Annotated in this window: 12 protein-coding genes and 2 rRNA genes; 7 read left to right on the forward strand and 7 right to left on the reverse strand. The window is 65.8% G+C overall.

Translation table 11 applies throughout. The features are described from left to right. Positions 1 to 8: 8 nt before the first annotated feature. The gene (gene panB, locus SACMADRAFT_RS05090) at positions 9 to 911 is read right to left on the reverse strand and encodes a 3-methyl-2-oxobutanoate hydroxymethyltransferase (RefSeq protein WP_009152717.1); all 903 of its coding nucleotides are present in this window, start codon (positions 909 to 911) and stop codon (positions 9 to 11) included. A gap of 188 nt (positions 912 to 1099) precedes the next feature. On the opposite strand from panB, the gene SACMADRAFT_RS05095 reads away from it, so the two are divergent. Together SACMADRAFT_RS05095 and SACMADRAFT_RS05100 are read left to right on the forward strand one after the other, a co-directional pair. Then, positions 1100 to 1792 (forward strand): DUF998 domain-containing protein, encoded by a 693-nt coding sequence (locus tag SACMADRAFT_RS05095; RefSeq protein WP_009152718.1) that lies wholly within the window; start codon positions 1100 to 1102, stop codon positions 1790 to 1792. A 32-nt stretch (positions 1793 to 1824) separates the two neighbouring features. Beyond that, on the forward strand, positions 1825 to 2415 hold the full coding sequence (locus tag SACMADRAFT_RS05100) for a DinB family protein (protein WP_009152719.1): 591 nt from the start codon (positions 1825 to 1827) through the stop codon (positions 2413 to 2415). Here SACMADRAFT_RS05100 and SACMADRAFT_RS05105 read toward each other — a convergent pair. The 3 genes from SACMADRAFT_RS05105 to secA2 form a co-directional block, all read right to left on the reverse strand. Next, positions 2382 to 2924, reverse strand: a complete 543-nt coding sequence (locus SACMADRAFT_RS05105) for a methylated-DNA--[protein]-cysteine S-methyltransferase (protein WP_040926105.1) — start codon at positions 2922 to 2924, stop codon at positions 2382 to 2384. The two genes, SACMADRAFT_RS05100 and SACMADRAFT_RS05105, sit on opposite strands and share 34 nt — an antisense overlap. 81 nt (positions 2925 to 3005) lie before the next feature. After that, positions 3006 to 4742: an NAD+ synthase gene (locus SACMADRAFT_RS05110; protein ID WP_009152721.1), complete on the reverse strand. Its 1737-nt coding sequence runs from the start codon at positions 4740 to 4742 to the stop codon at positions 3006 to 3008. Positions 4743 to 4780: 38 nt separating this feature from the next. After that, the gene (secA2, locus tag SACMADRAFT_RS05115) at positions 4781 to 7105 is read right to left on the reverse strand and encodes an accessory Sec system translocase SecA2 (RefSeq protein WP_009152722.1); all 2325 of its coding nucleotides are present in this window, start codon (positions 7103 to 7105) and stop codon (positions 4781 to 4783) included. 92 nt (positions 7106 to 7197) lie between these two features. Here secA2 and SACMADRAFT_RS05120 point away from each other — a divergent pair, with 92 nt between their 5' ends. Next, positions 7198 to 8757, forward strand: coding sequence for an alpha/beta hydrolase (locus SACMADRAFT_RS05120; RefSeq protein WP_009152723.1), 1560 nt, complete (start codon positions 7198 to 7200; stop codon positions 8755 to 8757). 8 nt (positions 8758 to 8765) lie between these two features. Here SACMADRAFT_RS05120 and SACMADRAFT_RS05125 read toward each other — a convergent pair whose 3' ends face one another. The 3 genes from SACMADRAFT_RS05125 to SACMADRAFT_RS05135 form a co-directional block, all read right to left on the reverse strand. Further along, positions 8766 to 9671, reverse strand: a complete 906-nt coding sequence (locus SACMADRAFT_RS05125) for an IS5 family transposase (protein ID WP_009152724.1) — start codon at positions 9669 to 9671, stop codon at positions 8766 to 8768. 129 nt (positions 9672 to 9800) lie between these two features. Next, positions 9801 to 10511: an LppX_LprAFG lipoprotein gene (locus SACMADRAFT_RS05130; protein WP_009152725.1), complete on the reverse strand. Its 711-nt coding sequence runs from the start codon at positions 10509 to 10511 to the stop codon at positions 9801 to 9803. Between the two features lie 9 nt (positions 10512 to 10520). Then, on the reverse strand, positions 10521 to 11513 hold the full coding sequence (locus SACMADRAFT_RS05135) for a GlxA family transcriptional regulator (protein ID WP_009152726.1): 993 nt from the start codon (positions 11511 to 11513) through the stop codon (positions 10521 to 10523). Between the two features lie 71 nt (positions 11514 to 11584). Here SACMADRAFT_RS05135 and SACMADRAFT_RS05140 point away from each other — a divergent pair, with 71 nt between their 5' ends. The 4 genes from SACMADRAFT_RS05140 to SACMADRAFT_RS05155 all read left to right on the forward strand — a co-directional run bounded on the left by SACMADRAFT_RS05140 (position 11585) and on the right by SACMADRAFT_RS05155 (position 19440). Beyond that, positions 11585 to 12850, forward strand: a complete 1266-nt coding sequence (locus tag SACMADRAFT_RS05140) for an MFS transporter (protein ID WP_009152727.1) — start codon at positions 11585 to 11587, stop codon at positions 12848 to 12850. 42 nt (positions 12851 to 12892) lie between these two features. Continuing rightward, positions 12893 to 14236 (forward strand): glutamine synthetase family protein, encoded by a 1344-nt coding sequence (locus tag SACMADRAFT_RS05145; RefSeq protein ID WP_009152728.1) that lies wholly within the window; start codon positions 12893 to 12895, stop codon positions 14234 to 14236. 338 nt (positions 14237 to 14574) lie between these two features. Continuing rightward, positions 14575 to 16107: ribosomal RNA gene (locus SACMADRAFT_RS05150) — 16S ribosomal RNA — on the forward strand. 193 nt (positions 16108 to 16300) lie between these two features. Continuing rightward, a 23S ribosomal RNA gene (locus SACMADRAFT_RS05155) occupies positions 16301 to 19440 on the forward strand. Together the 16S and 23S rRNA genes form the textbook arrangement of a ribosomal RNA operon. Positions 19441 to 19510 lie beyond the last annotated feature (70 nt).

Here is a 19510-nt window from a genome sequence, read left to right on the forward strand (position 1 = left end):
CGCAGGATTCAGTGGAAGGCGTGCTCGGGTGCGGGGAACTCCCCGCGCCGCACCTCGTCGGCGAAGGACTGTGCCGCCTGCGAAAGCACACCGGCCACGTCGGCGTAGCGCTTGACGAACCTGGGTGCCTTGCCTCGACGCAGGCCTGCCATGTCCTGCCACACCAGGACCTGCGCGTCGCAGTCCGGCCCCGCGCCGATACCGATGGTGGGGATGTCCAGCTCGTGAGTGATGCGCTTGGCGACCTCGGCGGGAACCATTTCCATCACCACCGAGAACGCGCCCGCGTCCTGCAGCGCAACCGCATCGGCGAGCAGCTCGTCGCCCGCCGACCCACGCCCCTGCACCCGGTAGCCGCCGAGATTGTGCTCGCTTTGCGGGGTGAAGCCGATGTGCCCCATCACCGGCACTCCCGCCGAGGTCAGGGCTTGGACGTGCGGCGCGAAGTGGCGCCCACCTTCCAGCTTCACCGCGTGCGCACGCCCCTCCTTCATGAATCGCACCGAAGTGGCCAATGCCTGCTCAGGGGACAGTTGGTAGGAGCCGAACGGCAGATCCGCCACCACGAGGGCATGCCGCACCGATCGTGTCACCGCCCGAACCAGCGGGACCAGCTCGTCCACCGTCACCGGGAGCGAGGTGTCGTAGCCGAACACGTTGTTGGCCGCCGAGTCGCCGACGAGCAGTACCGGGATCCCGGCTTCGTCGAACAGTTCTGCGGTGTACATGTCGTACGCGGTGAGCATCGGCCACGGCTCGCCGCGCTGCTTGAGTTCCCGAAGGTGGTGGATGCGGACCTTCCTGCGCTGCGTTTCCGTCCGCGTCGATGGCCCTGAGCCGTACGGGGCCTGCTGTTCGGCCGAGCTGTCGTGACCCTGCCCCGGCTGGGATTGCGAATGCGATTGCGACATCGTCGTCGACCGTCCTTCCCTCGAGGCCTCGCCGAGGTCCCCGGGTCCGTGGATGGCTGATATACACAGCGTCGCAGCAGCCGCGTCCGGCCCCAAGCGCGTGCGACCAGCTTCACAGCACCAGTTGAGGCGCGATGGTTGCCGTGATCGGTTACCCGGGACCACCCGGCCGTGGTAAGTAGATCGCCATGCTTCCGGTGCTGCGCCGCTCCGCCACGCTCGCGGCGGTCCGTGGCCTGACCGTCGCGTTGCTCTCCGTCGGTACCGCCGCTCACCTGGGCTGGGTGCTCGAGTACTTCCTCGACACCGGGCTTTCGCCGTTGCACTCCTTCCCCGGTGAGCTCAGCGCGGACGGGCAGCCGCACCGGGAGGTCTTCCGGATGGCGGAATGGGTCGCCGGTGCGGCGTTCCTGCTTGCCGTGCCGCCGCTGTTGCGGGTGGCGCCCGTGCACTGGCAGGGAAGGCTGACCGTAGCGGTGGTGTGCGTGTTCGGGTTGCTGTTGCTGCTACACGCCACGTTTCCGCCGGACTGTGCTCCGTCGGTGAGCCAGCTGTGCCGAGACCGCGACGACGTGTCGGCCTCCCACCGCATCCATCACGCCACCTCGGTGCTGCTGACGATGCAGTACGTCGTCGGTCCGGCGACGCTCGTGCTCTGGTGGCGTGGCGGTTGGCAGGCGATACCGGTGCTGGTGCTGGCGGTCGAGCTTCTTGCCTGGGCGGCGATGGTGGCGCTTGGCCTGCTGGGCTCGTGGCGGTTCGTCGGGCTGGCGGCTCGTGCGCAGCTCGCGGCGCTGACCGTGCTGTTGTGCGCGGGAATGGCCTATCTGCTCACGATCGGCCGCGACGTGCGTGATCGGTGGGAAGATGTCCCCCGATGACGGGGATGCGGGGATGACGGGGAGGTGGCGGCATGCCTGGATTGGTCGATCCGGTCGCCGACGAGCGGGAAGGCCTGCTCGGCTACCTGGCGCAGCAACGCTACGTGCTCTGCCTCGCCGCCTACGGCCTCACCGACGAGCAGGCGAGGGCAACGCCGACCGTCAGTCACCTCAGTGTCGGAGGAATCATCAAGCACGTAGCGGCCACCGAGCGGGGATGGATGAACACCGTGCTCGGGTCCGGGCACGGTGACGACCCGGCCGGCTTCGCACTCCTGGAAGGCGAGACTCTTGCCGACGTGATCGGCGAGTACGAGCGTGTCGCTACCGACACGGAGGACATCGTCGCCGCCATCGACGATCTCGGCCGCCCGGTGCCGGTGCCAAGGGACGTACCGTGGTTTCCCGACGACATCGAGGCGTGGTCGGTGCGGTGGGTGCTGCTGCACCTCATCGAGGAGACCGCGCGGCACGCGGGTCATGCCGACATCGTCAGGGAGGCGCTCGACGGTGCCACCGCGTTCCCGCTGATGGCAGCGGCCGAGGGCTGGCCCGCGACGCCGTGGCTGCGACCGTGGCAACCGCCGGGCTACAGGTCGAACAGTGTCGGTTCCTCCAGGTGAACTCCCTCCAGTTCGAGCATCCGCCGTTTCGTGGCCACGCCACCGGTCGCCGAGAAGCCGCCCGCCCCGCCTCCCGCCGCGAGCACCCGGTGGCACGGCACGATGGGAGCGAACGGGTTGCTGCCCATCGCCTGGCCGACGGCGCGTGCGGCGCCGGGGTAGCCCAGCCGAGTCGCGACCTCGCCGTAGGTGACCGTGTCACCGGGCTCGATGGTGCGGACCAGTTCGTACACCAGCCGATGGAAGCGCGGCACGCCGTCCATACCGAGCGGCACGTCGGTGAGGTCCACTCGCTCGCCGCGTAGCAGCGCGGCGATCCCTTCGCTCGCCGCACGCGCATGCTCCGGCGGGTGCTGTTCGCGGGCCGACGGGTACCTGTCCGCCAGGCGGGCACGGGTGCGCTCCGGACTGCCCTCGGGTAGCTGGCAGCCGACCACGGCGCGCTCGTCCCACGCGACACCGCAGTGCCCGAGCGCGGTCTCGAACACCGCGAACCCCTGTGCCACCACGCCGCACACGTTACGCCGGGCCACCGACAACCCCGCCGTCGTCGACGGGCGAGGGGTTACCGCGTCGTGCGCGGGCTGCTGCTAGTGGGTCTCGCGCCAGGCGTTGGTGATCGGCAGTCTGCGGTCCCGGCCGAACGCCTTGAAGGTGATCTTCGTGCCCGGCGGGTACTGCCTGCGCTTGTACTCGGCCCTGTCCACCATGCGCACCACCCGGTCGATCACTTGCGGATCGAAACCGGCCGCGACCAGATCCCCGTAGCCGCGGTCACCCTCGATGTAGTCGTCGAGTATGTCGTCGAGCAACTCGTAGTCGGGTAGCGAGTCGGTGTCGAGTTGGTCGGGCCGCAGTTCCGCGGACGGCGGTTTGACGATCGAGTTCTCCGGTATGGGCGCGGTCTCCCCGCGCTTGTCGGCCTCCTCGTTGCGCCAGCGTGCCAGCCTCCACACCTGGGTCTTGAACAGGTCCTTGATAGGAGCGAAACCACCGACCGCGTCGCCGTAGATGGTCGAGTAGCCCACGGCGAGTTCCGTCTTGTTGCCCGTCGCGAGCACCAGGTGTCCCTCCAAGTTGGACAGTGCCATGAGCAGCATCCCACGCACGCGCGCCTGGATGTTCTCCTCGGCCAGTCCGGTTCCGGCCAAACCCAGTTGGTCGACGTAAACCCGGACCATGTCCTCCACGGGCTCGACGCGGAAGTGGCAGCCGAGCCGCTGCGCCAGCTGTTCGGCGTCGGCCTTGGAGTGCTCGGAGGAGTACTTCGAGGGCATCGACACCCCGTACACCGCGTCCGCGCCGAGCGCGTCGACGGCGAGCGCGGCGGTGAGCGCTGAGTCGATGCCGCCGGAGAAGCCGAAGATCACCGAGTGGAACCCGTTCTTGTGCACGTAGTCGCGCAGACCGACGACGAGGGCCGACCACATCTCCGCCTCGTCGGACAGCGGTTCACTGACGGCGTGGCCTGCGAGCGGCCGGTTGCCGGGCACCGGTTCGGGCGGTGGTTCGCTGGAGAGCACCCGCCTTCGCACCAGCAGGCCTTCGACGTTGCCTTCCGCCGTGTGCCCGCCGCAGCGGAGGTCGACGTCGGTCACCAGCAACTGCTCGACGAACTGCGATGCGCGTGCCAGCAGTTCGCCGCCGGCCGCGACGACGATCGAGTCTCCGTCGAAGACCAGATCGTCCTGGCCGCCCACGAGGTTGGTGTAGACGATAGGGGCGCCTGCCTCGCCCGCTCGTCGCGCCACCAGCGGCAGCCGAACATCGTCCTTGGAGCGCTCGTACGGCGAGGCGTTGGGCGCGACGACCAGATCGACGCCCGCCTTGCCGAGTGCCGCTATCGGACCGCCCTCCTGCCAGATGTCCTCGCAGATCACCATGCCGATGTCGATGCCGTGCAGCCGGAGCACGTCGAGGGTCTGTCCGGGCCTGAAGTAGCGGTGTTCGTCGAACACGCCGTAGTTGGGCAGGTGATGCTTGTACTGCGTCGCCACCACCCGCCCGCGGTGCAGCGCTGCCGCGGCGTCCCTCGGGCCCACCTCGTCCCGGTCCAGGTAGCCGACGTAAACGAGCAGGTCACCGCATCCCGCTTCGTCGAGCAGCGTGGCGAGTTCGTGCACGCGGTCGCGCGAGGCGCGAGCGAATGTCTCCCGCAGCGAGAGATCCTCCACCGGGTAGCCGGTCAGCGACATCTCTGGGAACACCACCACGTCGGCGCCCGCTTCGGCGGCCTTGCGGGTCCACTCGATCGTCAGTTCGGTATTGCCCGCCAGGTCACCGACGGTCGCGTTGACCTGGGCGAGTGCGAGACGCAGTTGCGGCATGACCTCATTCTGTCCTACCCGCCGACCGAAGCCGGTGTTCAGTTGCGCTTCTTACGCAGCATGCCGCGCACCTTCTTCAGCGCCTGTTCCGCGTCGCTGTCGAACGGGTTGTCCTGCACCAGGTAGGTCCAGGTGGAGGTGGGCCTGCGTACCCCGGCAGCGGCGAGATCGACACCCTCGTCGCCGATCTTCGCCTCGGCCAGCGTCTTCACCGACCGTTGCCTGGCCTCTTCGCGCAGCTTCTGGAACTGTGGGATCGCGACGCGGTGGAACTCGTCCAGCGGGGTTTCCTTCGCCAGCGCCCGCAGGTGGATGGTCTCCCGCACGTCGGTGAGGAACGCCAGGTGGTCGGCCCACAGCTGGTCAAGGTGGTAGAGCATGAGCTCGCGGCACACCCGCTCGAGTGCCTGCTCGCCGAGCGCCTCCTCCAGTTCCGCGCAGCGGTCCGGTTCCGTCTCGGCGAGCAGCCGTCTTGCCAGGTCGGTACGCAACACCTCGTCGCGGTGTTGCAGCAACCGGGACCGCTGATGCTCGATGAGCCGCGTGTAGCGCCAGGTGTTGCGGTGGATCTCCAGATCCACGCCCTCGGCGACCCGCTGCGCGTGGTTGAGCTGCCGCTGCGCCGCGGGGTCGGTGATCTCGCCGGTGTCCTCGTCGGCTTCGATGCCGTCCGGAACATCCGGAGCGTGGGCGAGGACCAGTTCGTCGTTGAGGCTGGCGAAGAACACCGAGCTGCCAGGGTCGCCCTGCCTGCCCGCGCGCCCCCTGAGCTGGTCGTCGAGCCTGCTGCTGGGGTAGCGGGCGGTTCCGATGACGTGCAGGCCGCCGCGCTCGGCGACCCGCTCGTGGTCCGAGCCGTCCGCGCCGCCGAGTCGGATGTCGGTGCCTCGGCCAGCCATCTGGGTGGACACGGTGATCGTGCCGTACTTGCCCGCCTCAGCGATGATCGCGGCCTCCTCCGCGTCGTTGCGGGCGTTGAGCACGACGCACGAGAGCCCGGCCTTGGCCAGCTTGTCGGCCAGCTCCTCCGACTCGGCCACGTCCTGCGTTCCCACCAGAATCGGCCTGCCGGTCTCGTGCACCGACTCGATCTCCGCCACGATGGCCCTGAGCTTGCGGCTCGGTGTCGAGAAGATCCGGTCCGGGCGGTCGTCGCGGATGGTCGGCGTGTTCGGAGGTATCACCGCCACCTCGAGCTCGTAGAACTCGCGGAGCTGCTCGGCGACGGCGACAGCGGTGCCGGTCATCCCAGCGACCCGCGGGTAACGGGCCAGCAGCGCCTGCACGGTGATCGAGTCGAGGATCTCGCCGCGGTCCGACGGTGGGAGTTGTTCCTTGGCCTCCACGGCGGCCTGTAGCCCGTCCGGCCACCGCTGCAACTGGGCCACCCGACCCCTCGATGCGTTGATGAGTTGTACCTTGCCGTCGCGCACCAGGTAGTCCACGTCGCGGGTGAGCAGCGCATGCGCGTGCAGCGCGACGTTCACGGCGGCCAACCGATCGGAGCCGCTTTCGTCGTAGAGGTCGATCCCACCGAGTGCCTTCTCCACCACGGAGGCTCCCGCGCTGGTGAGCCACGCGTTGCGGCCGTCGGGGTCGGTCTCGTAGTGCAGCCCGAGGCGCAACCGCCGCACGATCTTGGCGACCTCCTCGTCGGCCATGCCCGCGTCCACGGAACCGGCCATCACCAGCGGCACGCGTGCCTCGTCGACGAGCACCGAGTCGGCCTCGTCGACTATCGCCACCTCCGGCGGCTGCTGGACCAGGTCGTCGACGCGGGTCACCAGCCGATCCCGCAGTACGTCGAAGCCGATCTCACTGACCGCGCCGTAACAGACCTGCGCCGAGTAGGCCTCGCGCCGCTCCTGTGCGGTCAGTGCGGGCTCGACCCAGCCGACCGAGACCCCGAGCAGGTCGTAGACCGGCCGCATCCACTCCGCGTCGCGGCGCGCGAGGTAGTCGTTGACGGAGATCACGTGCACCCGCCTGCCCTGCAGCGCGTGCCCCGCCGCGGCGAGCGCCCCTGCCAGTGTCTTGCCCTCACCGGTGGCCATTTGCACGACGTGCCCGGTGAGCAGTCCCATGGTTCCGAGCAACTGCACGTCGAACGCACGCTCGCCGAGTGCTCGCCGAGCGGCCTCCCTGCCCAACGCGCACAACCGCGTCAACTGCTCGTCGCCGAACTCGGGCTCCTGCCGTAGCCGCGAGGCCGCCTCGGTCAGCTCGGCATCGCTGAGCCGTTTCACGTCGGGCTCCTGCTCACCGACGGCAGGCAACAGCGCTTCGTAGCGGGTGAGCTCGACACTGGCAGGCCGCTGGATGATCCTGCGCAGCCGCTTGCCGACCCGGCCAATCAACGCCACCGGTTTGTCTCCTAACTCTGTGCGCGCAACGCCAACGACGTACTGGTGTCCGGGAGTTCCCCTGGCAGTGGCACGATCGAAAGGTGTCCTCGGTGAAACGCTACCTGTCCGGTGCGGCGTGTCTACTCGTCCTCGCGAGTACCGCGGCCTGCACGGCAGGCTCCCCGACATCGGAACCGACGGTGCCCGCGGGTCCGGTCCCCGCCGGGCTCGAGCGGTTCTACTCGCAGCGTCTCGACTGGGGCGACTGCGCGCCATACGCGACCTCGGAGACGGCTGAGTTCGTGTTCGCGGGCGAGGGACTGGAGTGTGCCCGGCTGACCGTGCCGCTGGACTACTCCGAGCCAGGGAGCACCACGATCACCCTCGGTGTGCTGCGACACAGAGCGACCGAAACCGACGAGCGGATCGGCTCGCTCGTTCTGAACCCGGGAGGGCCGGGAGCGTCCGGGATGACCGCAGCGGGCAACTTCTCCGCCACGATGCCGCAGAGCCCGCTGACCGAGCGCTTCGACCTCGTCGGTTTCGACCCGCGCGGGATCGGCGCGAGCGAACCGACCGTCGAGTGCCTGACCGCACCCGAACGCGATGCCGACCGGGCCGACGACACCGAGGTCGCGGGCACCGTCGCCGAGCAGGAGGCGGAGGAAAGCGCCTTCGCCGACAAGTGCGCCGACCGCACGGAGTACGGCGAGCGGATGCTGGCCAACCTCGGTACCCGCGACGTCGTGCGCGACCTCGACGTGCTGCGCTCCACCCTCGGCGACGAGAAGCTGACCTACCTCGGCTACTCCTACGGCACCCGCATCGGCTACACCTACGCCGAGCGTTTCCCCGGCAACGTCCGCGCGCTGCTGCTGGACGGCGCGTTGGACCCGGAACAGGACCTGGTGGACTCGCTCGTCGCGCAGGGCGAGGGATTCGCGACGGCGTTCGACGAGTTCGCGCGGTGGTGTGCGGGGCAGCAGGATTGCGCGCTGGGTACGGACCCGGCCGCGGCCGACACGGCGTACCAGGACATCGTCCGGCCGTTGATCGACAACCCGATCCGGTCGGCAGGTGGGCGTCCGCTCTCCTACGAGGACGCCACGACGGGCACCATCGCCGCGCTGTACTCGCAGCAGCAGTGGCCGTCGCTCAACACCGGACTCACCGAGGTCAAGCAGGGGCGTGGAACGACGTTGCTCTCGCTGGCCGACATGTACAACGAGCGCGAGGCCAACGGCGAGTACACCACCACCCAGGACGCGTTCGTGGCCATCCGTTGCGTCGACGACCCGAGGGTCACGGACAAGGCCGAGATCCTGCAGGCGCAGCGACGTTATGTGGAGGTGGCGCCATTCCTCGATCCGGGAGTGCCGCCGTCTCCGGCGAGGGACGCCTGCGCGTTCTGGCCGGTGCCGAACTCCTCCGAACCTCACCTGCCCGACGTCGAAGGCGTGCCGCCCGCACTGGTCATCTCCACGACGAACGATCCGGCGACGCCGTACCAGGCCGGGGTGAACCTCGCCAAGGCGATGAACGGCAGGCTGCTGACCTTCGAGGGCACCCAGCACACGGTGTTCCTGCAGGGCAACGCGTGCGTCGACCAGGCCGGTATCGACTACCTGGTGGACGGCACGCTGCCGCGCGAAGGCACCCGCTGCACCTAGAGCCTGTTTCATAAGCGAGGTAGCCACTCGTTGATTGCGGCGATGTGGATGGTGGCTTCGTAGCGGACGGCGAGCTTGTCGTATCGGGTGGCGAGGGCTCGGTGACGTTTGAGGCGGTTGATTCCGCATTCGACCGCGTGTCGCTGTTTGTAGGTGTGCGGGTCGAAGGCTGGTGGTCGACCGCCGTTGCGTCCACGCCTGCGGCGATGCCGGATCTGATCGGCAGGCTGGGGGATGGTGCATGCGATCCCACGTCTGCGCAGGTGGGCCCGGTTGGCGCGGGAACTGTAGGCCTTATCCGCCAGCACCCGATCTGGTCGGGTCCGGGCTCGTCCACCACCGGTTCGGGCGACCTGGATGCCAGCCAGCACCGCCTCGAACTGCGGACTGTCCCCACGCTGCCCCGCCGTCACCAGCAGCGACAGCGGTCTGTGCCCCTGTTCGGTCGTCAGATGCAGCTTGGTGGTCCATCCACCTCGAGACCGGCCCAACGCGTGGTCAGCGGGTTCGGGCGCGCCCACCCCACCCGGCGGTTCCTTTTGCACCTCGCTCTCGGCCCGCGCGCCCGCCGCATGCTGATGCGCTCGGTTGATCGTGGAATCCACGCTCACGTCCCACGTGATCACACCGGCTGCGTCGGCCCTGCTCTGCAATGCCGCCAGGATCACCGCCCACACACCAGCGCGCTGCCAGCGCCGGAACAACCCATAGACACTCTGCCAGGACCCATACACCGGTGGGACATCGCGCCAGGGAGAGCCCACACGTACTCGCCACCGAATCCCGTCGATGAGTTGACGCTTGGTCCACTTCGGTGGGCGACCCGGCTTCTGACCGACCGGCAGCAACGGTTCCAGTACTGCCCACTGCGCGTCGGTCAAGTCGGCTCGCCCCGCCGCCGCTACGCTGGCCACGAGGTCTCCGGTGTTCTCGATCTTCTTGGTCGTTGATCGATCTACCGGAGACCTCGCCTATTTGGCCAACGACACGCCGCAAACCCTCCGCAGCCAAAGACCTCCCAGCTCAGCGCATTGAAACAGGCCCTAGCCCGCGGCGCTGCTTTGGGGTTCCACACCCGCGTTGTGGTTGGTGAGGGCGAGTTCCAGCATCACCGCTCCCTCGTTGCGTTGCCTGGGTGGCACCTGCACCCACATCCGCAGCAACCTGCGGCTTGGGTCCTGGCTGACCCAGAACTTGACATCGACGTCGGTGTGGACTCCGGGGACGACGGCTGCGATCACGTGTCGGGGTAACTTGCCGTCCACCCGGAAGGTGGGGACGTCGTGCAGCTCTTCCTTGCCTTCGGTGTGCGGCTGCCTCGCCCCGTCGAGCAGGGTGCGAAGGCCGTTCTTCCGGCCGAGCAGCTGTGCCGGGTCGAAGGGCTGGGGAACGGGTTCGCGCCTGGTGAGCCCCTCACCGTTCTCCAACGTCAGCGCGCCGTCGGCTACCACGAACTCGTACTGGGCGCGTTTGATGCCGTGTTGCACGTCGGCGGTCCCGCGTGCGTAGCCGTGCGGTGGCGGGTCGCGCCTGGCGACGCCCTCGACCTCGCGGACCGACAGCCCGGGCACCGCACCGCTCACGTTGAACGCGAAGTTCACGCTGTGCAGTTGCCCCAGCGCGTCGGCTGAGGCGTCGAGCAGGGACCGTGCCCGCGGCAGTGGGCCGGTGGTGTCCGGCGACGCAGCGCAACCGCCGAGTAGTGCGATGGCGAGCAGGAGTGAGATCGAAAGCGCGAAGCGGCGCGACTGCATGGCATCACGTTAGCGGGGCGTTTGCGGCGCGTTCAGCTTGCCCGAACGCGCACCTGCCGCGAAGGTGCGTCGATAAGCCAGCGGTGCGACGCCGATCGAGGCATTGAGGTGGTGACGAAGTGACGCGGCGCTGCCGAGGCCCGATTCGGCGGCGACCCGGTCGACGGGCAGGTCCGTGCTCTCCAGCAGGTGCCGTGCGTGAAGTACGCGCTGCCGGGTCAACCACGTGTGCGGCGGTAGGCCGGTCTCCTCGCGAAACCGCCTGCTGAACGTTCGCGGGCTCATCGTGGCGTGCGCGGCCAGCGTCGCCAGGTCGAGTGGCTCGGCGAGGTGCTGCAGCGCCCACGCCCTGGTTGCTGCCGTACTGCCGTCCCGCGTCGCGGCCAGCGGCCGGTCGATGAACTGCGATTGGCCGCCGTCTCGCCACGGCGGCACCACGCAGTGCCTTGCCGCCACGTTGGCCGCCTCGCTGCCGTGGTCACCGCGAACGACGTGCAGGCACAGATCGACGCCCGCGGCGAGTCCCGCGGAGGTGAGCACGTCGCCGTCGTCGACGAACAGCACGTTCTCGTCAAGCTCCACCTTCGGGTACAGCGCGCGGAAGTCGTCGGCGTAGGCCCAGTGCGTGGTGGCACGGCGGCCGTCGAGCAAGCCCGCCGCCGCGAGCACGAACGCGCCGGTGCAGATGGACATCACGCGAGCATGCGACGGGATACGGGCAAGCGCGGCCGCGATGTCGGCGGGCAGCGTGCCGTGGTGTCGAGGTCCGTTGACCATCGTGCCCGGGATGATCACCGTGTCGGCGCAGTCGAGGGCCTCCGGGCCGTGGTCGAGCACGGCCGTGTATCCGGCTCCGACCCGGACCGGACGGTTGTCGACCCCGCAGATGCGCACGTCGTAGAGGCGCTCGCCGTCGCGGCGCGCCGTCGTGAAGATCTGCTGCGGTATGTGCATGTCGTAGCCCACGACGGGTTCGAGCGCCAGGACGGTGACCAGGTGCATGGCAAGATCTTTGCATATATTGGCGTTCTTGCCACTCGTTCGGCGGGCGAGCTACGCACAAGATCGAGTCCGTGACCGATCTGCCGACGCTCTCCCCGGCTACCAACCCGACCGCTCGCCGAGTCCACTGGGCATGGTTCGTCGCCTTCGCGGCGTTCGTCGCCCTGCTCGGCGCGGCCGGGTTCCGCGCGGTCCCCAGCGTGCTCATCGACCCGCTGCACCGGGAGTTCGGCTGGTCACGGGGCACGATCTCGGCCGCCGTCTCGGTGAACCTGCTGCTGTACGGCTTCATCTCCCCGTTCGCCGCCGCGCTGATGCAGCGGCTGGGGATGCGGCGCGTCGTCACCGGCGCGTTGCTGCTGGTGTCGGCGGGCAGCGGGTTGACCGTGTTCATGACACAGAGCTGGCAGCTGCTGCTGTGTTGGGGCGTGCTGGTGGGCGCGGGCTCGGGAGCGATGGCGCTCGCCTTCGTGGCGACGGTGACCAGCAGCTGGTTCGTTCGCCACCGCGGATTGGTCAGCGGTGTGCTGACGGCGGCGGGTGCGACCGGCCAACTGGTGTTCCTTCCGCTGGTTGCCGCGCTGGCCGCCGAGCACGGCTGGAGAGCGGCATCACTTGCCGTGGCGGGGGCGGCACTGGCGGTCGTCCCGATCGTGGTGCTGCTGCTGCGTGACCGGCCCGCCGATGTCGGCACCACCGCCTACGGTGCCGACACAGCGATCGCCCCGCCGGCAGCCGACGCGCCCGGCGCGTTGCTCCTGCTGCGACAGGCCGTTCGCAACCGAACGTTTTGGCTGCTCGCAGGCGGTTTCGCGATCTGTGGAGCCTCGACGAACGGACTCGTCGGCACTCACTTCGTGCCCGCGGCCCACGACCACGGGATGCCGTACACGACCGCGGCCGGCCTGCTCGCGCTGGTCGGGGTATTCGACGTCGCGGGAACGGTGCTGTCGGGCTGGTTGACCGACCGAGTGGATCCGCGCAGGCTCCTCATCGCCTACTACACGTTGCGCGGCGCCTCCCTGCTCGTGCTGCCACAGCTGTTCGCGGAGACCACCGAGCCGCCGATGTGGGCGTTCATCGTGATCTACGGGCTGGACTGGGTCGCGACCGTACCGCCGACGGTGGCGCTGTGCAGGCAGCGATTCGGCGACTCCGGCCCCGTGGTGTTCGGCTGGGTGTTCGCCTCACACCAGGCCGGCGCCGCGCTGGCCGCGTTCGGCGCCGGGCTCACGCGCGATGTGTTCGGCAGCTACGAGTTCGTCTGGTACGCGGCGGGCGGCCTCTGTGCGATCGCCGCGCTGTTCTCGCAGCGAATTCGCTCGCCGGAACGGTGACCCTGAAACACCGAGTTAACAAGCCGCGCATAGGGTCGCGGCATGGATCGCCAGCAGGAGTTCGTGCTGCGCACGCTGGAAGAACGCGACATTCGGTTCGTGCGGCTGTGGTTCACCGACGTCCTCGGTTTTCTCAAGTCGGTGGCGATCGCGCCTGCCGAACTCGAAGGTGCCTTCAGCGAGGGAATCGGCTTCGACGGCTCGGCCATCGAGGGCTTCGCGAGGGTGTACGAGTCCGACATGATCGCCAAGCCCGACCCTTCGACGTTTCAGGTGCTGCCGTGGGAGACGGCGGAGGGCGGGCACTACTCGGCGCGCATGTTCTGTGACATCGCCATGCCCGACGGGTCGCCTTCCTGGGCCGACCCCCGGCACGTGCTGCGCAGGCAGTTGTCGAAGGCAGGGGAGGCGGGCTTCACCTGCTACGTGCATCCGGAGATCGAGTTCTTCCTCCTCGCAGGCCTGCCGGAGCCCGGCCGCGAGCCGGAGCCCGCCGACAACGGCGGCTACTTCGACCAGGCAAGTCACGCGACGGCGACCCACTTCCGCAGGCACGCCATCGAGGCGCTCGAGGCGATGGGGATCTCGGTCGAGTTCAGCCATCACGAGGGAGCCCCGGGCCAGCAGGAGATCGACCTTCGCTACGCCGACGCCCTGACCATGGCCGACAACGTCATGACGTTTCGCTACGTGGTCAAGGAAGTCGCGCTCATGCAGGGCGTTCGGGCCACGTTCATGCCCAAGCCCTACACCAACCAGCCCGGCTCGGGCATGCACACGCACGTCTCGCTGTTCGAGGGTGATCGCAATGCGTTCTACAGCCCGGAGGACCCCTACGAGCTGTCGGAGACGGGTAAGGCCTTCGTGGCCGGGCTGTTGCACCACGCCAGGGAGATCTCGGCTGTGACGAACCAGTGGGTGAACTCCTACAAGCGCCTGATCAGGGGCGGGGAGGCCCCCACGACAGTGTCATGGGGCAGGGCGAACCGATCGGCGCTGGTACGGGTGCCGATGTACTCGCCAGGCAAGGCGTCCTCACGCAGGGTCGAGATCCGCACTCTGGACTCGGCCTGCAATCCCTATCTGGCGTACTCGGTGATTCTTGCCGCGGGCTTGAAAGGCGTCGAACAGGGTTACGAGCTTCCGCCTGCCGCGGAGGACAACATCTGGACGCTGTCGGACTCGGAGCGAAAGGCCGCGGGTTACACGGAGCTACCGCAGAACCTCGGCGAGGCGTTGACCGAGATGGAGCGGTCGGAGTTGCTGCCCGACGCGCTCGGCGAGCATGTCTACGACTTCTTCCTTCGCAACAAGCGGGTGGAGTGGGACAGCTACCGCAGTGCGGTGACGCCGTACGAGTTGCGAACCCTGCTGCCCGTGCTTTGATCCGTCCTGACCAGCGGTTTCGCCGCATGGTGACCCCCCTGTTCAGGGGTAGATCAGCGGTGTGTAATCTTTTCTTCGTCGCCAGGGGCGGCCGGAGACAGGCAAGGTTGACACCGCGCAGGGCTCCGGGTAACGTTGCTGGTCGGCCCTGAGGTAGGGCACAACCCTTCGACTTCGAGTTCGGACTTTGGTCCGGGGTTGGTCGACGCCTCAGGCGAAATACCGAAGCGATGTTTTGTGTTGTTTGAGAACTCAACAGTGTGCTAGCAGATTTTGTGTTTGTGGTGTTTGTTTTTTGTGGCCCCTTGTTTTTTGTGGGGTTTGTGAGTTCAGGGTTTTTGTTGGAGAGTTTGATCCTGGCTCAGGACGAACGCTGGCGGCGTGCTTAACACATGCAAGTCGGACGCTGAAGCTCAGCTTGCTGGGTGGATGAGTGGCGAACGGGTGAGTAACACGTGGGTAATCTGCCCTGTACTTCGGGATAAGCCTTGGAAACGGGGTCTAATACCGGGTAGGACACATCGTCGCATGGTGGTGTGTGGAAAGCCTTTCGGGGTGGTATGGGATGAGCCCGCGGCCTATCAGCTTGTTGGTGGGGTGATGGCCTACCAAGGCGGTGACGGGTAGCCGGCCTGAGAGGGTGACCGGCCACACTGGGACTGAGACACGGCCCAGACTCCTACGGGAGGCAGCAGTGGGGAATATTGCACAATGGGCGCAAGCCTGATGCAGCGACGCCGCGTGAGGGATGACGGCCTTCGGGTTGTAAACCTCTTTCGCCCAGGACGAAGGGTTTCGGCTTGACGGTACTGGGAGAAGAAGCACCGGCTAACTACGTGCCAGCAGCCGCGGTAATACGTAGGGTGCGAGCGTTGTCCGGAATTATTGGGCGTAAAGAGCTCGTAGGCGGTGTGTCACGTCTGCCGTGAAAACCTACGGCTTAACCGTGGGCGTGCGGTGGATACGGGCATCACTTGAGTTCGGTAGGGGAGACTGGAATTCCTGGTGTAGCGGTGGAATGCGCAGATATCAGGAGGAACACCGGTGGCGAAGGCGGGTCTCTGGGCCGATACTGACGCTGAGGAGCGAAAGCGTGGGGAGCGAACAGGATTAGATACCCTGGTAGTCCACGCTGTAAACGTTGGGCGCTAGGTGTGGGGTGCTGTTCACGTGTCCCGTGCCGTAGCTAACGCATTAAGCGCCCCGCCTGGGGAGTACGGCCGCAAGGCTAAAACTCAAAGGAATTGACGGGGGCCCGCACAAGCGGCGGAGCATGTGGATTAATTCGATGCAACGCGAAGAACCTTACCTGGGCTTGACATGCATCAGACGCATCCAGAGATGGGTGTTCCCTTGTGGTTGGTGTACAGGTGGTGCATGGCTGTCGTCAGCTCGTGTCGTGAGATGTTGGGTTAAGTCCCGCAACGAGCGCAACCCTTGTCCTATGTTGCCAGCGGGTAATGCCGGGGACTCGTGGGAGACTGCCGGGGTCAACTCGGAGGAAGGTGGGGATGACGTCAAGTCATCATGCCCCTTATGTCCAGGGCTTCACACATGCTACAATGGCTGGTACAGAGGGTGGCGATACCGTGAGGTGGAGCGAATCCCTTAAAGCCGGTCTCAGTTCGGATCGTAGTCTGCAACTCGACTGCGTGAAGTCGGAGTCGCTAGTAATCGCAGATCAGCAGTGCTGCGGTGAATACGTTCCCGGGCCTTGTACACACCGCCCGTCACGTCACGAAAGTCGGTAACACCCGAAGCCCATGGCCCAACCCCTGTTGGGGAGGGAGTGGTCGAAGGTGGGACTGGCGATTGGGACGAAGTCGTAACAAGGTAGCCGTACCGGAAGGTGCGGCTGGATCACCTCCTTTCTAAGGAGCAACTGTTCCGCGGTTGTTCGTGGATTTTTGTGAACCGCCACAAATGTGTCCCTGTGCTGTGTTCTGCCCTGTTGTGGGGTGGTGGTGTGGGGGTCTGCTGGTGCGCTGTTGGGTTTTGAGGCAACACGTGGTGTTGTTTCGGTGTGGTGTTTGAGAATTGCAGAGTGGGTGCGAGCATCTTTGTGGTCAAGTTGTGTAGGGCACATGGTGGATGTCTGGGCATCAGGGGCCGATGAAGGACGTGGGAGGCTGCGATAAGCCTCGGGGAGCTGTCAACCGAGCTGTGATCCGAGGGTGTCCGAATGGGGTAACCCGGCACCCGTGATGGGGTGTCACCCGCACCTGAATGTATAGGGTGTGTGGAGGGAACGCGGGGAAGTGAAACATCTCAGTACCCGTAGGAAGAGAAAACAAGTGTGATTCCGTGAGTAGTGGCGAGCGAAAGCGGAGGAGGCTAAACCGTGCGCATGTCAAGCTGTCAGGTGTTGTGTGTGCGGGGTTGTGGGGTGCCACTGTTCAGGAGCTGACACTTCTGGCGATGCCGTGTGTGGTTAGTGGAACAGCCTGGGATGGTTGACCGGAGTGGGTGAGAGTCCCGTACGCGAAAACTGCATGGCGGTGTTGTGGTGGTGTCCCCGAGTAGCAGCGAGCTCGTGGAATTTGCTGTGAATCTGCCGGGACCACCCGGTAAGCCTAAATACTTCCTGGTGACCGATAGCGGACGAGTACCGTGAGGGAAAGATGAAAAGTACCCCGGGAGGGGAGTGAAAGAGTACCTGAAACCGTGTGCCTGCAAGCCGTCAGAGCTGCTGCCTTGTGTGGTGGTGATGGCGTGCCTTTTGAAGAATGAGCCTGCGAGTTAGTGCTGCGTGGCGAGGTTAACCCGGGTGGGGTAGCCGGAGCGAAAGCGAGTCCGAAGAGGGCGTGTGAGTCGCGTGGTCTAGACCCGAAGCGGAGTGATCTACCCATGGCCAGGGTGAAGCGCCGGTAAGACGGTGTGGAGGCCCGAACCCACCAGGGTTGAAAACCTGGGGGATGAGCTGTGGGTAGGGGTGAAAGGCCAATCAAACTCCGTGATAGCTGGTTCTCCCCGAAATGCATTTAGGTGCAGCGTCACGTGTTTCACGCCTGGGGTAGAGCTACTGGATGGCCTAGGGGGCTTACCGGCTTACCGAAGTCAACCAAACTCCGAATACGGGTGTGTGAGAGCGTGGCAGTGAGACGGCGGGGGATAAGCTTCGTCGTCGAGAGGGAAACAGCCCAGAACACCGGCTAAGGCCCCTAAGTGTGTGCTCAGTGGGAAAGGATGTGGAGTCGCTGAGACAACCAGGAGGTTGGCTTAGAAGCAGCCATCCTTGAAAGAGTGCGTAATAGCTCACTGGTCAAGTGGTTCTGCGCCGATAATGTAGCGGGGCTTAAGCACACCGCCGAAGCCGTGTCACCTGCACAGGAGATCCGCCGGCTCTGGTTCGTCCGGGGTGGGTGTAGTCGTGTGGGTGGGTAGGGGAGCGTCCTGCATCCGGTGAAGCCATCGCGTGAGCGAGTGGTGGAGGGTGTGGGAGTGAGAATGCAGGCATGAGTAGCGAATGCAGAGTGAGAATCTCTGCCGCCGGATGACCAAGGGTTCCTGGGCCAGGTTGTTCCGCCCAGGGTAAGTCGGGACCTAAGGCGAGGCCGACAGGCGTAGTCGATGGACAACGGGTTGATATTCCCGTACCCGCGTGTGCGCGTCCCTGGCGAGGCAGGTGAGACTAACCACCCGTGTCTGCTGGTTCTCTTTCGGGAGGACCGGTGGGTGTGCGTGGGACCTGATCCTGTAGTAGCCAAGCGATGGGGTGACGCAGGAAGGTAGCCCCGCCAGTCAGTGGTGATACTGGTGTAAGCGTGTGGCCCGCCCGGCAGGCAAATCCGTCGGGCTGTCTTGGATGACGAGGGTGAGGCGTGATGCATAGCCGTTGTGGCGAAGTAGGGTGATCCTCTGCTGCCGAGAAAAGCCTCTAGCGAGTGCGCGCGTGGCCCGTACCCCAAACCGACACAGGTGGTCAGGTAGAGAATACCAAGGCGATCGGGTGAACTGTGGTTAAGGAACTCGGCAAATTGCCCCCGTAACTTCGGGAGAAGGGGGGCCGAAACATCTGAAGCCCCACGCGGGCTGGGATGGGTCGGCCGCAGAGACCAGCGGAAAGCGACTGTTTACTAAAAACACAGGTCCATGCGAAGACGTAAGTCGATGTATATGGACTGACGCCTGCCCGGTGCTGGAACGTTAAGAGGACCGGTTAGCCCCCCTCGGGGGTGAAGCTGAGAATTTAAGCGCCAGTAAACGGCGGTGGTAACTATAACCATCCTAAGGTAGCGAAATTCCTTGTCGGGTAAGTTCCGACCTGCACGAATGGCGTAACGACTTTCCGGCTGTCTCAACCACAGGCCCGGCGAAATTGCACTACGAGTAAAGATGCTCGTTTCGCGCGGCAGGACGGAAAGACCCCGGGACCTTTACTACAGCTTGGTATTGGTTTTCGGTTCGGCTTGTGTAGGATAGGTGGGAGACTGTGAAACCCGCACGCCAGTGCGGGTGGAGTCATTGTTGAAATACCACTCTGGCCGGATGGGGAACCTCAACCCACGCCCCTGATCGGGGTGGGGGACAGTGCCTGGTGGGTAGTTTAACTGGGGCGGTTGCCTCCCAAAGAGTAACGGAGGCGCCCAAAGGTTCCCTCAGCCTGGTTGGCAATCAGGTGTTGAGTGTAAGTGCACAAGGGAGCTTGACTGTGAGACTGACGGGTCGAGCAGGTGCGAAAGCAGGGACTAGTGATCCGGCACCACCTGGTGGAAGGGGTGTCGCTCAACGGATAAAAGGTACCCCGGGGATAACAGGCTGATCTTGCCCAAGAGTCCATATCGACGGCATGGTTTGGCACCTCGATGTCGGCTCGTCGCATCCTGGGGCCGGAGTAGGTCCCAAGGGTTGGGCTGTTCGCCCATTAAAGCGGCACGCGAGCTGGGTTTAGAACGTCGTGAGACAGTTCGGTCCCTATCCGCCGCGCGCGCAGGAGACTTGCGGAAGGCTGTCCCTAGTACGAGAGGACCGGGACGGACGAACCTCTGGTATGCCAGTTGTCCCACCAGGGGCACGGCTGGTTAGCTACGTTCGGAAGGGATAACCGCTGAAGGCATCTAAGCGGGAAACCCGTTCCAAGATGAGGTCTCCCACCCCCCGTGGGTTAAGGCCCCCAGCAGACCACTGGGTAGATAGGCCAGACATGGAAGCACAGCAATGCGCTCTGGAGTGGACTGGTACTAATCGGCCGAGGACTTCACCACAAAACCCCATACACCCGCACCCACTCTGCAACTCTGAAACACCACACCACACCACACCGTGGTTGTTTCA

Source organism: Saccharomonospora marina XMU15 (assembly GCF_000244955.1).
Taxonomy (GTDB): Bacteria; Actinomycetota; Actinomycetes; order Mycobacteriales; family Pseudonocardiaceae; genus Saccharomonospora_A; species Saccharomonospora_A marina.

Excerpts from the sequence above, each read along its gene's own strand:
- panB (WP_009152717.1), bottom strand. The coding sequence starts at position 911 with ATGTCGCAATCGCATTCGCAATCCCAGCCGGGGCAGGGTCACGACAGC.
- SACMADRAFT_RS05095 (WP_009152718.1), top strand. The coding sequence starts at position 1,100 with ATGCTTCCGGTGCTGCGCCGCTCCGCCACGCTCGCGGCGGTCCGTGGC.
- SACMADRAFT_RS05100 (WP_009152719.1), top strand. The coding sequence starts at position 1,825 with ATGCCTGGATTGGTCGATCCGGTCGCCGACGAGCGGGAAGGCCTGCTC.
- SACMADRAFT_RS05110 (WP_009152721.1), bottom strand. The coding sequence starts at position 4,742 with ATGCCGCAACTGCGTCTCGCACTCGCCCAGGTCAACGCGACCGTCGGT.
- SACMADRAFT_RS05130 (WP_009152725.1), bottom strand. The coding sequence starts at position 10,511 with ATGCAGTCGCGCCGCTTCGCGCTTTCGATCTCACTCCTGCTCGCCATC.
- SACMADRAFT_RS05135 (WP_009152726.1), bottom strand. The coding sequence starts at position 11,513 with ATGCACCTGGTCACCGTCCTGGCGCTCGAACCCGTCGTGGGCTACGAC.
- SACMADRAFT_RS05145 (WP_009152728.1), top strand. The coding sequence starts at position 12,893 with ATGGATCGCCAGCAGGAGTTCGTGCTGCGCACGCTGGAAGAACGCGAC.